General features: G+C 63.5%; 8 protein-coding genes, 1 tRNA gene and 1 CRISPR repeat array (1 of these 10 running past the window's edge). Of the genes, 7 read left to right on the forward strand and 2 right to left on the reverse strand.

Features of this window, described 5'->3' with window-relative positions; translation table 11 throughout:
* A CRISPR array of direct repeats spans positions 1 to 2,456; the repeat unit is 32 nt; unit sequence GTCGCACCCTTCGCGGGTGCGTGGATTGAAAT (it extends 3,128 nt beyond the left edge of the window).
* A 345-nt stretch (positions 2,457 to 2,801) separates the two neighbouring features.
* Both FGW20_RS01285 and serA read right to left on the reverse strand, forming a co-directional pair.
* Positions 2,802 to 2,875 (reverse strand) — tRNA-Val (locus tag FGW20_RS01285).
* 132 nt (positions 2,876 to 3,007) lie between these two features.
* Entirely contained in the window at positions 3,008 to 4,591 is a 1,584-nt protein-coding gene (serA, locus tag FGW20_RS01290) for a phosphoglycerate dehydrogenase (protein WP_301676298.1), read from the reverse strand.
* A 94-nt stretch (positions 4,592 to 4,685) separates the two neighbouring features.
* On the opposite strand from serA, the gene ppsA reads away from it, so the two are divergent.
* The 7 genes from ppsA to FGW20_RS01325 are packed head-to-tail and all read left to right on the forward strand — an operon-like array spanning position 4,686 to position 13,015.
* Positions 4,686 to 6,974 carry a phosphoenolpyruvate synthase gene (gene ppsA / locus FGW20_RS01295; RefSeq protein ID WP_301676299.1) on the forward strand — a complete coding sequence of 763 codons (2,289 nt, stop codon included), beginning with the start codon at positions 4,686 to 4,688 and terminating at the stop codon, positions 6,972 to 6,974.
* On the forward strand, positions 6,967 to 8,064 hold the full coding sequence (gene mfnA, locus FGW20_RS01300; RefSeq protein WP_301676300.1) for a tyrosine decarboxylase MfnA: 1,098 nt from the start codon (positions 6,967 to 6,969) through the stop codon (positions 8,062 to 8,064). The genes ppsA and mfnA overlap by 8 nt, the downstream gene beginning before the upstream one ends.
* Entirely contained in the window at positions 8,057 to 8,608 is a 552-nt protein-coding gene (gene hpt / locus FGW20_RS01305; protein ID WP_301676301.1) for a hypoxanthine/guanine phosphoribosyltransferase, read from the forward strand. The genes mfnA and hpt overlap by 8 nt, the downstream gene beginning before the upstream one ends.
* Positions 8,586 to 9,539, forward strand: a complete 954-nt coding sequence (gene dph2, locus FGW20_RS01310) for a diphthamide biosynthesis enzyme Dph2 (RefSeq protein WP_437178566.1) — start codon at positions 8,586 to 8,588, stop codon at positions 9,537 to 9,539. The genes hpt and dph2 overlap by 23 nt, the downstream gene beginning before the upstream one ends.
* Complete coding sequence (locus tag FGW20_RS01315) at positions 9,536 to 10,147, forward strand: METTL5 family protein (RefSeq protein WP_301676303.1); 612 nt, start codon at positions 9,536 to 9,538, stop codon at positions 10,145 to 10,147. Before dph2 ends, FGW20_RS01315 begins: the two co-directional genes overlap by 4 nt.
* A gap of 5 nt (positions 10,148 to 10,152) precedes the next feature.
* Positions 10,153 to 11,322: an MFS transporter gene (locus FGW20_RS01320; RefSeq protein WP_301676304.1), complete on the forward strand. Its 1,170-nt coding sequence runs from the start codon at positions 10,153 to 10,155 to the stop codon at positions 11,320 to 11,322.
* Between the two features lie 43 nt (positions 11,323 to 11,365).
* Entirely contained in the window at positions 11,366 to 13,015 is a 1,650-nt protein-coding gene (locus FGW20_RS01325) for an ABC1 kinase family protein (RefSeq protein WP_301676305.1), read from the forward strand.
* The last annotated feature ends 195 nt before the right edge of the window (positions 13,016 to 13,210 follow it).

The raw sequence follows: 13,210 nt of genomic DNA on the forward strand, positions 1-13,210 counted from the left end.
CGCACAGACGCGCGTCGCACCCTTCGCGGGTGCGTGGATTGAAATCAGGAGTTGTGCGGGTATTCGCTGCTCCAGGATGTCGCACCCTTCGCGGGTGCGTGGATTGAAATACATTGCGCGCCGCCCCAATCTCCACGTACTCCGGCGTCGCACCCTTCGCGGGTGCGTGGATTGAAATTCGGGGCGACGCGGACCTACGGCGATGCGCTCCGCCAGTCGCACCCTTCGCGGGTGCGTGGATTGAAATCCCTCCGCCTCGCCGGGCTTGCTCTCGCCCCACAGTCGCACCCTTCGCGGGTGCGTGGATTGAAATGGCATCGATTATGCGTTCGACCTCAAAAACCCCCGGTCGCACCCTTCGCGGGTGCGTGGATTGAAATTGCAGCGTCGCACCGCCCATATCCCGTCGTGCCGCGTGTCGCACCCTTCGCGGGTGCGTGGATTGAAATGAGGCTGCGAGCGGGGGAGATCCGCTCTCCGCTGCTGTCGCACCCTTCGCGGGTGCGTGGATTGAAATGCGTTCGTCAGCCCGGAAGTCACGATTGACAACGTCGCACCCTTCGCGGGTGCGTGGATTGAAATGGCAAGGGACCGGGGATCTCGTTCCTGAGGTGACACAGTCGCACCCTTCGCGGGTGCGTGGATTGAAATGTGCGGGGCGTCGGAGACAAGACCATCAGGTGATTGTCGCACCCTTCGCGGGTGCGTGGATTGAAATCTCATTGCGGCGCGGAGAAGCCTCAAGAAACTCGTCGCACCCTTCGCGGGTGCGTGGATTGAAATGCCATCGTCGCGGCCCTCGTCTCGGGGCTGCTCGTGTCGCACCCTTCGCGGGTGCGTGGATTGAAATCAGAACTCTGCCACAATCCGCCCGGAAACCCGCGCGTCGCACCCTTCGCGGGTGCGTGGATTGAAATGGGCGGAAGTATCTCTACGAGAACCCCGCGATTCGTGTCGCACCCTTCGCGGGTGCGTGGATTGAAATTCGTAGAGCCTGCGGACAGTGATCGCGTCGTCGGTCGCACCCTTCGCGGGTGCGTGGATTGAAATCGGTGCCGAGCCCGAACTCCGTGAGCATCGTGCCCCGTCGCACCCTTCGCGGGTGCGTGGATTGAAATAACCAGAAATTGTGTCACAGTTTAATGGATGCAATGTCGCACCCTTCGCGGGTGCGTGGATTGAAATACCCCCCGCGCCGCGCACCCTCATATAGGTCCGGTCGCACCCTTCGCGGGTGCGTGGATTGAAATTCCTCCGCGATGATCCGCTCATATTCCGCTCGGGGGGTCGCACCCTTCGCGGGTGCGTGGATTGAAATCAAACCCTAATAATCTATAATCATCTAACACACTAGTCGCACCCTTCGCGGGTGCGTGGATTGAAATTGAATATACTCCCACATGATACATCCAGCCTGAAATGTCGCACCCTTCGCGGGTGCGTGGATTGAAATGCCTCGACGAGGAGCTGTGCCTCCTTGAGCCGGGCGTCGCACCCTTCGCGGGTGCGTGGATTGAAATCAAATCCGGTCGCGGTCTGATAACAGTATCCTACAGTCGCACCCTTCGCGGGTGCGTGGATTGAAATCACTTTGAGCTGGATGACAACCCGGCGCTCTCGGGTCGCACCCTTCGCGGGTGCGTGGATTGAAATTCCTTTCTGCTGCGCCTTGGCATCCCAGACATAGTCGCACCCTTCGCGGGTGCGTGGATTGAAATGGTGATTGTCTGCGAGAGTTCCACCCCAGCCTCGTCGTCGCACCCTTCGCGGGTGCGTGGATTGAAATAGGGGTACCCAACTCCGAGTGCATCAATGAGGAGTCGCACCCTTCGCGGGTGCGTGGATTGAAATTTGACGAATGTGGCGTAGGCGTCCTCGTAGTTCCCGTCGCACCCTTCGCGGGTGCGTGGATTGAAATTTTCCATACTTGCCTCCAGGGATCTTGCATTTAAGGTCGCACCCTTCGCGGGTGCGTGGATTGAAATATGCGGTCTCCTCGAAAAAGCCGTCGGCGGGAATCGAGTCGCACCCTTCGCGGGTGCGTGGATTGAAATCCCGCTTTGCGGGGATTTTCCTCTCCTTTCGAATCGTCGCACCCTTCGCGGGTGCGTGGATTGAAATGTCTGCACGATCACCCACTGGGTCGCCCGCTGCACCGTCGCACCCTTCGCGGGTGCGTGGATTGAAATGCCGAGATCGTGAGGTTCGTGCCGGTCTCAGACCGTCGCACCCTTCGCGGGTGCGTGGATTGAAATTCCAAGCATCCTTCGACAACCTCCAAATCTCCGGTAGTCGCACCCTTCGCGGGTGCGTGGATTGAAATCCACGTCGCCGGACGGTGGCAACCCTTGGTGTCGCGTCGCACCCTTCGCGGGTGCGTGGATTGAAATAACTCCGATGCGTGGATAGTCCAATATCCCTTGCGTCGCACCCTTCGCGGGTGCGTGGATTGAAACCAACTGAAAACCCGCGAGAGGCTTAAAACCGCGTCAGGTGCGGCCTGCTCTCCCGGTTGCACTCCATGGCAGTTCCCCGCCAAACGTGCGACGTTTAACCGCCCCGCCCGCACAAATGCCCTGGACGCTGGAGGCGACACCGATTGTGTGGAAAAGTTCTGAAAATGCGCGTGTGGTCTTCAGAGACGAATCGTGCGGAAAGGCAGGGGACTGGAGACCACGTCTGGGAGATGGCACGAGGACTAACGTATCGGCAGCACAACTCTGTCGAATTGATCGCCCCTTTCAAGCAATATGGTTCAACAACAATAATTCCAGAAAACCACTCATTTCAAAAAACAGTGATGGGCTCGCTGAGATTCGAACTCAGGACCTCCGCCATGTCAAGGCGACGTCATAACCAGCTAGACCACGAGCCCGTGTCTGCCCGACGATCAATAAGGTTGGTGCTCCGGGTATAAAATTATTGTCACGCGCAAAAAACCGTCCTGTCCCGGATCCGCCGCATCGGGGGTCGGCACCCGGGAAAAATGGGGTGGTGATCGGACAGATCAGATCTCGGCGTGCTTTGCCGTGTGGATGCCGTCGATCTTCTTGATCTCGTCCATCGCGTCGGCCGGCACCACAGAATCGACCGTGAGGACCATCAGGGCCTCCTCGCCGGGCTTGTGGCGGCCGACCTGCATCCCCGCGATGTTCACGTTCGCCCGGCCGAGGATCGTCGCGGCCTTGCCGATGACGCCCGGCTTATCGGTGTGGCGGGAGATGACCACGTGGCCCGTCGGGGTCAGGTCGGTCATGTATCCGCCGATACTCACGATCCGCGCGTGGTCCGGGCCCGAGACACTCCCGCTCACCGACTCGGTCATCCTGTCGGTCTTCGCGGCGATGCTGATGATATTCTTGAACCCCTGCGCTTCTTCCGTCGTCGTCTCGCTCATCCGGATACCGCGCTCCTTTGCCACGAACTCCGCGTTCACCATGTTGACCGGCGCCTGCAGGATCGGGTCGAGCATGCCCTTCAGGATAACCCGGGTGACGAACTTCGTGTTCGGGAGCTCAGCAGCCTCGCCGCCGTAGGTAATCTCGAGCGACTCGAGCCGCCCTTCAGTGAGCTGGATAAGGAGCCTGCCCATCTTCTGCGCAAGCATCGCGTAGGGCTCGACCACTGCCTGCTGCTCCGCCGGGATCATCGGCGCGTTCACCACATACTTCGCCGATCCGCCTTCAAGCACGCTGATGCACTGGTTCGCAACCGAGACCGCAACGTTCTTCTGCGCCTCGACCGTGCTCGCGCCGAGGTGCGGGGTGACGATCACCTTATCCGTATCGAGCAGCGGCGAGCCCGCCGGCGGCTCGCTCTCGAAGACGTCCAGCGCCGCACCGGCGACCTTGCCGCTCGCAACCGCTTCCGCGAGCGCCTCTTCGTCGATAATTCCGCCGCGGGCGCAGTTGATCAGCCGGACACCGTCCTTCATCGTCGCAATCGACTCAGTGTTGATGACGTGGCGCGTCTCCTTGATCAGCGGCGTGTGGACAGTGATCACGTCCGCCCGCCTGAAGAGCTCGTCGAGCGGCACCATCTCCACGCCGAGGCTTGCGGCCCGCTCCTTCGTGATGAACGGATCGTAGGCGATGCACTTCATCTGCATTGCCTGTGCACGCTTCGCCACCTCGCGCCCGATACGCCCGAACCCCATGACGCCGAGAACCTTATCGTTCAATTCGACGCCCATGAACTTCGAGCGTTTCCACTCGCCCTTCTTCAGGGACGCCGTCGCCTGGGGGATATTGCGCGCGAGCGAGAGCATCATCGCCATCGTGTGCTCCGTGGCCGCCAGGGTGTTGCCTTCCGGGGCGTTCGCAACGATGATGCCCCTGCGTGTCGCCGCTTCCGTATCGATATTGTCGACCCCGGCGCCGGCACGGCCGATGAACTTGAGCTTGTCTCCCGCGTCGATGACCTGCGCTGTGACCTCGGTTCCCGAGCGCACCAGCAGGGCATCGTAGTCTCCGATAATATCCACGAGCTGATTCTCGGTCAGCCCGGTGTTGACATCCACATCGCAGAATTCTTTCAGGATGTCAATCCCTTCCTCTGCCAGCGGGTCGCTGACCAGCACTCTATATTTCACGGTTCAACCCATACTAGTTCAACATCATATGTATTGATGCTTTTTCCTCCGAAATCTTTTATGTAATGGTGAGAAGTATATGTGTGGTGCGAGCATGAAGGAAATGCCCAACGTTCTATGGCTCGAAGAAATAAAAAAGGAAGATATTAATTCTGTAGGTGGAAAGGGGGCCTCATTGGGCGAGATGACGGCCATCGGCCTGCCCGTGCCGAAGGCGTTTGTGGTGACCGCCCAGGCGTTCCGAAGGTTTCTTGTAGAAGCCGGGATCGAAGAAGAACTCTTCCGCAGGCTGGAGCGTTTGGACGTAGATGACAACGGAGCGCTTGAATCGGTCGCGAGAGATGTACAGGACATCGTCCTTGCCGCCGAGATGCCCGATCAGATCCGGCAGGAGATCGTCGACGCGTACGAGCGGATGGGGGCCGACGGGACGGTCGTCGCCGTCCGTTCGAGCGCAACCGCCGAAGACCTGCCCGATGCCAGTTTTGCCGGTCAGCAGGAGACGTTCCTCAACATTCTCGGGGAGAGCAACCTCCTTGACGCGGTCCAGCAGTGCTGGGCCTCGCTGTATGGCGCGCGCGCCATCTACTACCGGGCGAAGCAGGGGTTCGACGACCGGAGCGTGAATATCGCCGTCGTCGTGCAGGAACTCATCGGCTCGGAGAAGTCCGGCGTCATGTTCACCTCCCACCCCGTCACCGGCGAACCCCTGACGATCGTCGAGGGGTCCTGGGGTCTCGGGGAAGCCGTCGTCTCGGGGAGCGTCTCCCCTGACAACTACGTTTTCGACCTGCGTTCCGAGCGGGTCGTCGACCGCCTGATCGCCGAGAAGGAGATCATGATCATTCCCGAGGGCAAGCACGGGACGAAGACCGTCAAACTCTCCGCGAAACAGCGAACTGCGCCGGTCCTCTCCGACGCGGAGGTGGCGCGCCTCGCCACGCTCGGCAAGATTGCCGAAGACCACTACGGCGTCCCGCAGGACGTCGAGTGGGCGGTCGTCGGTGACGACGTCTTCATCCTCCAGTCCCGGCCGATCACCACGATCAAGCGCCCGGAGATCCCGCACGGCGGGGCCGCAGGGCAGCAGAAAGGCACGCTCGGCGTGGTGCTGCTCGAAGGCCAGGGGGCTTCCCCCGGCGTCGCGAGCGGCCGGGTCGTCATCGTACGTGACGTCAAGGACACAAGCGACGTCAAGGACGGTGACATCCTGGTCACCAAGATGACCAACCCCGACATGGTGCCGGCGATGCGCCGGGTGAGCGCCATCGTCACCGACGAAGGCGGCATGACCTGTCACGCGGCCATCGTGAGCCGCGAGCTCGGGACGCCTGCGGTCGTCGGAACCAAGAAAGCGACGAAGTTGCTCAAAGACGGCCAGATCGTCACCGTCGACGGCGAGAAGGGCATCATCTACGAGGGAGCCGTCGAGGCCCCGGCACCGGCGGCACCGACAGCCGCACCGGCGGCGGCAGCGGCCGCTCCGGTCATCACCGGCACCCTCGTCAAGGTGAACGTCTCCCTGCCCGAAGCCGCACAGCGTGCCGCCGCCACTGGCGCCGACGGCGTCGGCCTTCTGCGGATCGAGCACCTCATCCTCGGTCTCTCAAAGACCCCCGGCTGGTACATCGAGAACGGTGAGGAAGAGACGTTCATCGCCGAACTCTACGGCGGCATCAAGACGGTGCTCGACGCCTTCCCGGGGAAACCCGTCTGGGTCAGGACGCTCGATGCCCCGACCGACGAGTTCCGCAACATGGAAGGCGGCGAAGACGAGCCGATCGAGCACAACCCGATGCTCGGCTGGCGCGGCATCCGCCGGGATCTCCGGAGCCCCGACCAGTTCCGCCTGCAGGTGGAAGCGTTCAAGCGGCTCTGGGCGGCGGGTTACGACAACCTCGGCGTGATGTTCCCCATGGTCAACCACCCCGGCGAGTTCATCAAAGCCCGGGCGATGATGAAGGAGTGGGGCGTCGACGTGGAGACCGCGACCCTCGGCGTCATGATCGAGGTCCCGAGCAGCGCCATCCTGGTCGAGGACTTCATCCGGGCCGGGATCCGGTTCGCCTCCTTCGGGACGAACGACCTCATCCAGTACACGCTCGCCATCGACCGGAACAACGAGCACGTCGCCGAGATGTACCAGCCCAAACACCCCGCCGTGCTCCGGCTGATCGACTACGCAATCAGCGTCTGCCGGGAGAGCGGCGTCGAGTGCTCCATCTGCGGCCAGGCCGGCTCCGACCCCGACATGGTCACGTGGCTCGTCGAGCACGGCATCTCCAGCGTTTCGGCGAACATCGATGCGGTCCCCCGCATTCGTGAGGCCGTAGCGCGGAAAGAGCAGCAGATCCTTCTTGATGCGGCGAGAAGAAATGCGTGAAGTGGGTTGCCCTGAGGAAGACCTTTTCTCCTTCCTCTCGTCAAAGCGACGGGAGGATCTCGGCTACCGGAATATCTTAAGTTCGATGTGCACCCCGCCCCACCCGGTCGCGGCGCGGGCGCACGCGATCTTCCTCGAGACCAACCTCGGCGACCCCGGGCTCTTCCCCGGGACGGCCGCGCTCGAGGATCTCCTCGTCGAGCGGCTCGGCACCCTGATGCACCATGCGGACGCCGGGGGATACGCAACGAGCGGTGGAACGGAATCGAACATCCAGGTGCTGCGGATTGCAAAACGGCTCAAGTCGGCGAAGTCCCCGAACGTGGTGGTCCCGGCGTCGAGCCATTTTTCGTTCATGAAGGCCTGCGACATCCTGGGGCTCGAGATGCGGACGGTGCCGCTCGACGCTGAGTTCCGGATGGACACCGGAGCGGTCGACGGTCTTGTGGACAAAAACACGATCGCGATCGTCGGGGTCGTCGGGACGACGGAGTACGGCATGGTCGATCCGATCAGCCGGCTCTCGGAGATCGCCCTCGACCGCGACGTCTTCCTCCACGTCGACGCCGCGTTCGGCGGGATGGTCGTCCCGTTCCTCGACCGGCCCGTCCCGTTCGATTTCAGCCTCCCCGGCGTCTCCTCCATCTCCGTCGACCCCCACAAGATGGGGATGAGCACCATCCCGGCGGGCTGCCTCCTCACGCGGAACCCGGAATGGTTCGCGTGCCTCAACGTCGACACCCCCTACCTGACGGTGAAGCGGGAGTGCACCCTCGCCGGCACCCGGCCGGGAGCGTCGGTGGCCGCGGCCGTCGCCGTCCTCGAGTACCTGGGGATGGACGGCATGCGGGCGGTGGTCGCCGGGTGCATGGAGAACAGCCGGAGGCTGATCGAAGGGATGGAGACGCTCGGTTACCAAAGAGCCGTGACCCCGGACGTCAACGTGGCGACGTTCTCCTGCGACCGTGCGCCTCCCGGCTGGCGGGTCTCGACGACCCGGAACGGGCATATGCGGATCGTCTGTATGCCCCACGTCACCCGCGACGTGGTCGAGCGGTTCCTCGTAGATATGGGTGATATTGATGCTTGAACGCCTGATTCATTCACTGGAAACCTCTCCGATCATGAAACGGGGAGAGTACAACTACTTCATCAACCCGATCACCGACGGGGTGCCGCTCCTCGAGCCCGCGCTCCTTCGCGAGATCGGGTGCGCCATGGTGCGGAACCTCGACCTCAAAGATGTCGACAAGATCGTCGTCTGCGAGGCGATGGGCATCCATATCGGCGTCGCCTTCTCGATGATGACCGATATTCCTCTCGTGGTCGTCCGGAAACGCCCCTACGGCCTCCCCGGCGAGGTCGCGGTGCACCAGGCGACGGGCTACTCGAAGGGCGAGCTCTACCTGAACGGCGTCGCCGCAGGCGACCGGGTCGTGATCATCGACGACGTCTGCAGCACCGGCGGGACGCTCCGCGCCCTCGTAGACGCGATCGAGCAGACGGGAGCCGAGATCGCTGACATCTGTGTCGTCATCTCTCGCGGTGACGAGGATATCGGCCGACCGCTCAAGACCCTGGTGAAGATCGAGGTCTCCGAGACGCAGGTGCGTGTCGTTGATACCTGTCTCTGACCTTATCGGAAGACTCCGCGAGCGCGGGGCACGGTCGGTCGCCCTCCAGTTCCCCGCCGGGCTCGCCCGGCAAGCCCCGGGAACGGCCGCCGCTCTCCGCCGCGAGGGGTTCGAGGTGATCGTCAGCGGCGACCCCTGCTACGGGGCCTGCGACCTCGCGCTCGACGCCCTCCGGTATGCGGACGTCCTGGTGCACTTCGGTCACGCTCCGGTTGAAGAACGGTCGAACGTGCTCTACGAACCGGTCCGGTTCGACTTCGATATTAACGTGCTGGAGAAAGCCCTTCCTCTCCTTACCGGCCGGCGCATCGGCCTCGTCACCACCGTGCAGCACGTTCACCTGCTCGGCGTGATGGCGGCCTATCTGGCCGAGCACGGTATTGAGGCGGTCGTCGCCCCTGGCGACGGTCGGACGCCGATCCCCGGGCAGGTGCTCGGGTGCAACTTCGCTGCCGCACGGGCCACGGGAGCGGACGAGATCCTCTTTGTGGGAACGGGGGTCTTCCACCCCATCGGGATCCGGCTCGCGACCCGGGCCCGCGTGGTGGCGGTCGACCCCTACACCGGCGAAACGCAGGAGGTGGACGCCGACCGCCTGGTTCGCCGCCGCGCCGCGGTGATGGAGAAGGCACGGGACGCCGCAAACTACGGGATCATCGTCAGTACCAAGAGCGGGCAGCAGCGGATGAACCTCGCGCGAAGGCTCGCCGCCCTCTCCGACCGGGCGTTCCTGGTCGCGATGCGGGAGGTCTCGCCCGCCGAGATGCTCGACCTCGGGTTTGGGGCCTACGTGAACACTGCCTGCCCCCGGCTCGCCTACGACGACCAGATCCGGTTCCCCGTCCCGGTGCTGACCCCGCCGGAGTTCGAGATCCTCTGCGGGGCGCGGGACTGGGACGACTATACCATCGACGAGTACCTCGCGCCATGAACCTGCGGCAACTTGAGATGCGGCTCGAACGCCTGGAGGGATTCGAGCGGCCGACGGCCCGGCTCGAACAGTACCAGACCCCGGCGCCGGTGGCGGCCCGTCTCCTTCACCACGCTGCCATGCAGGGCGCGATCGAGGGACGGGCGGTCTGCGACCTCGGGTGCGGGACGGGAATCCTCGCCTGCGGCGCCGCCCTCCTCGGTGCCTCCCGCGTGACCGGGCTTGATATCGACCCGGCCGCGATAGCCGTCGCCCGGCGGAACGCGGAGACGTTCGGCGTCACCGTCGAGTTCCTGGTTGCCGACGTCCGCGACCCCGATCTCGACCGGGCAGCCCTCGCCTGCGACACTGTCGTGATGAACCCGCCGTTCGGGGCGCAGAAAGCGCATGCCGACCGGCCGTTCATCGACCGGGCGCTCGAACTCGGGGAAGTCGTCTACGGCATCTTCAACGAGGGCTCGACCCCGTTCGTCGCCGCCTACACGGAAGGGCGGGCGACGATCGAAGAGGTTATCCGGTGCGCGTTTCCCATGCGGCGCACGTTTGCGCACCACCGCAAAGACCGAGTCGATATCACGGTTGAGGTCATACGCCTAAAGAGGATCTGACAATCGTGACTGTTGATACAAAGCCGGTCTGGGGGCTCTCCGCCGCCCACCTGGTGACCGACCTCTATTCACCCGTTCTCCCTGCAATCCTCCCGCTCCTCATCGCGGACCAGGGTTACTCGTTCTTCCTCGCCGGGCTGATCGTCACGGTCTACAACCTCACGTCGTCGTTCGTGCAGCCGCTCGTCGGCTGGGTCTTCGATACCCGTGGGTTTGCCGTCCACGTCGGCACGAGCGTCGCCATAAGCGCGATCTTCATCTCCATCGTCGGGCTGCTCGACAACTATTACCTTGTACTCGCGTCCGTCGCCGTCGCAGCGCTCGGGCACGCCTTCTTCCACCCGAGCGCGCTCGGCACTGTCAGCCGCCTGACCAGTGACGCAAACCGGGGCCGGATCACCTCCTACTTCGTCATCGGCGGCAACCTGGGCTACGCCGTCGGCCCGATCTGTGCGGGCGTCGCCGTCGGCCTCATGGGCCTTCCGGGCCTCGCCATCCTCGCCGTCCCCGGCCTCGTGATGGCGGTGGTGCTCCGGCGCATCCTGCCCGCTCCCGACCGCTCCGCCGTCCCGGAACCCATCGCCCCGGCCGCCAAACCCTCCTACCGGGCGATCGGCCTCCTGATCGCGGCCTCGGGCCTCCGGGCATGGGCGATCTTCGGCTCGGTCGCCTTCCTCCCCACCATCCTCACCATGCGGGGGTTCGACCTCGTGACCGCGAACATCCTGGTCTCGGCCACGCTCATCGCCGGGGTCTTGGGGCAGGTGGTCGGCGGCGTGCTCTCCGACCGCTACGGCCGCAAAGAGTTCACGATCATCGGGCTCGTTACCGCCATTCCGCCGTTCGTCATATTCCTCACCACCGGCGGCATCCTCTCGCTCGTCGCGCTGATGGTCTTCGGGTTCATCCTCTGGTCGACCTTCGCCGTCACCGTCGCCATGGCCCACGAGATCGCCCCGGGCAACGTCGGGCTCGTCTCCGGCCTGATGCTCGGGCTTGCGGTCGGTGTCGGCGGGATGGGGGTCTCGGTCACCGGCTGGATCGCCGATATGACCACGCTGACAATCGGGTTCGCGACGATCCCGCTCGCGATCATCCTCGCCGTGCCGCTCTTCCTCCTCGTCCCCTACCCCTGGAAGACTCTTGCCCGGGGTCGGCGCCCCTCCCGGGGATGACCCGCCCCATTCCTTAAGTACCGGGAGTGCGGATTCATCCCCGATGGTCACCCGGCTCCGGCGCTACCGCCAGATAGCGGATGTGCTGGTCAAGTATGGTTTCGGGATCCTCGTCGAGGAAGTTATCCCCGGGGCGGAACGGTTGCGGGCCTTCAAAAAACCTCCCGCAACGAAACAATCGGTCTACGAGCGGATCCGGCTTGCCATCGAGGAGCTGGGGCCGACCTACATCAAGTTCGGCCAGATCATGAGCACCCGGCGGGAACTCCTGCCGCCCGAACTGATCGAGGAACTACAGAGGCTGCAGGACCAGGTTGCCCCGGTTCCGTACGAGGATATTCGGCCGGTGATCATGGAGTACTGCCCGAACCTCGAGGACTGTTTCGGCATCATCGAGGAGGAACCGGTCGCGGCGGCTTCCCTCTCGCAGGTGCACCGTGCGGTGACGAAAGACGGCCGCGTCATCGCCCTCAAGGTGCAGCGTCCGGGGATCGCCGACCTTATCGAGACCGATCTCGTCATCTTGCGCTCGCTCGTGGTGCGAGCAGAGTCCATCTTCCCCGATATGCGGGTATACAACCTGCAGGGCATGCTGGACGAGTTCTCGGCCCAGATCCGGCGTGAACTGGACTTTTCCCAGGACGGGGCGAACGCGGAACGGCTCCGGCGGAACCTGGAGGGACTGGAGTGCGTGAAGATCCCCCGGATCTACTGGAAGATCTCCGGTCCCCGTCTGCTCGCGATGGACTACGTCGAAGGGGTGCGGATCGACGACGTGGAAGCCATCCGGGGTCTCGGTCTCTTCCCCGAAGAGATCGCCGACACCGGGTTCGCCGCCTACGTCCAGCAGATCTTCGTCGACGGGTTCTTTCACGGCGATCCGCACCCGGGAAACCTCCTGGTGACCGAACTCGGGGAGATCGTCTTCCTCGACTACGGCATCGTCGGCGTCCTCCGCCCGGAGAGACGGCGGGTCTTCGTCGACCTCCTCCTCGCGATGACCCGCGAAGACGTCGCGGGTGTGATCGCCGCGCTCGGGAAACTCGACGTGCGTATCAGCCCGGCGAACCTCGACGCCGTAAAAGACGACCTCTACCTTGTCATGCTGGATTACCGGGAGATGAAACTCGAGCGGGTGAACTTCGCGATCGCGATCCGGGGCCTGACCGACACCCTTCGGCGCTACCACATCAGGGTGCCGTCGACGCTGATGCTGATGATGAAGGTGATCGTCATGGTTATGGACGTCGGCATCCGGCTGGACCCGACGTTCAACTTCGACCAGAGGATCCGGCCGTACCTGCTGGAGATCGCGGCACAGCAGCGGTTATCCCCGGAGAACGTGACGGGCGCGGTGCGATCGATCGTGGACGCGGCGGAGGGCCTGCTTGCCATCCCCGGGAACGTGAACGAGACCTTAAAGACCCTCTCGGAAGGGACGGTCACGATCGAACTGGAGAACCGCGACCTCAACGAGATCGTCGGCGTCATCGACCGGACGAGCGACAAGGTCATCGTCGGGCTGGTGGTCGCCGCGATCGTCGTGGGCTCGTCGCTGGTGCTCCGGGTTGCCGATATCCCCGTTCCCGGATACGTCTCGATTCTCGCCACGCTGGGCTACGTCTTTGCGGTGGCCGTCGGGTTCTATGCGGTCTACAACGTCCTCAGGTACAGCCGGGGACTGAGGAGGTAAGCGACGGGACATGCTTCCTTGAGCAATGGAGACAGGGGAGGGGGCGAGCCCCCTCCCCGTCAGCCCCACCCCCGCGTAGCGATAGCCACCACGGAAGCCGTGCTATGTGTGAGGTCGTCCCAAAAAGATCTCTGAACCTGCGGTACGCCCTGTTCGGAGCGCTTACATCCAAAGTTTCTACCACCCGAACCAGAT

The sequence above is a fragment of the Methanoculleus methanifontis genome (genome assembly GCF_030464365.1).
In the GTDB taxonomy this organism is placed as follows: domain Archaea; phylum Halobacteriota; class Methanomicrobia; order Methanomicrobiales; family Methanoculleaceae; genus Methanoculleus; species Methanoculleus methanifontis.

Bases quoted from the DNA above. Each gene is read 5' to 3' on its own strand.
- mfnA (WP_301676300.1), top strand. From the start codon at position 6,967: ATGCGTGAAGTGGGTTGCCCTGAGGAAGACCTTTTCTCCTTCCTCTCG.
- ppsA (WP_301676299.1), top strand. From the start codon at position 4,686: ATGAAGGAAATGCCCAACGTTCTATGGCTCGAAGAAATAAAAAAGGAA.
- FGW20_RS01315 (WP_301676303.1), top strand. From the start codon at position 9,536: ATGAACCTGCGGCAACTTGAGATGCGGCTCGAACGCCTGGAGGGATTC.
- hpt (WP_301676301.1), top strand. From the start codon at position 8,057: ATGCTTGAACGCCTGATTCATTCACTGGAAACCTCTCCGATCATGAAA.
- FGW20_RS01325 (WP_301676305.1), top strand. From the start codon at position 11,366: ATGGTCACCCGGCTCCGGCGCTACCGCCAGATAGCGGATGTGCTGGTC.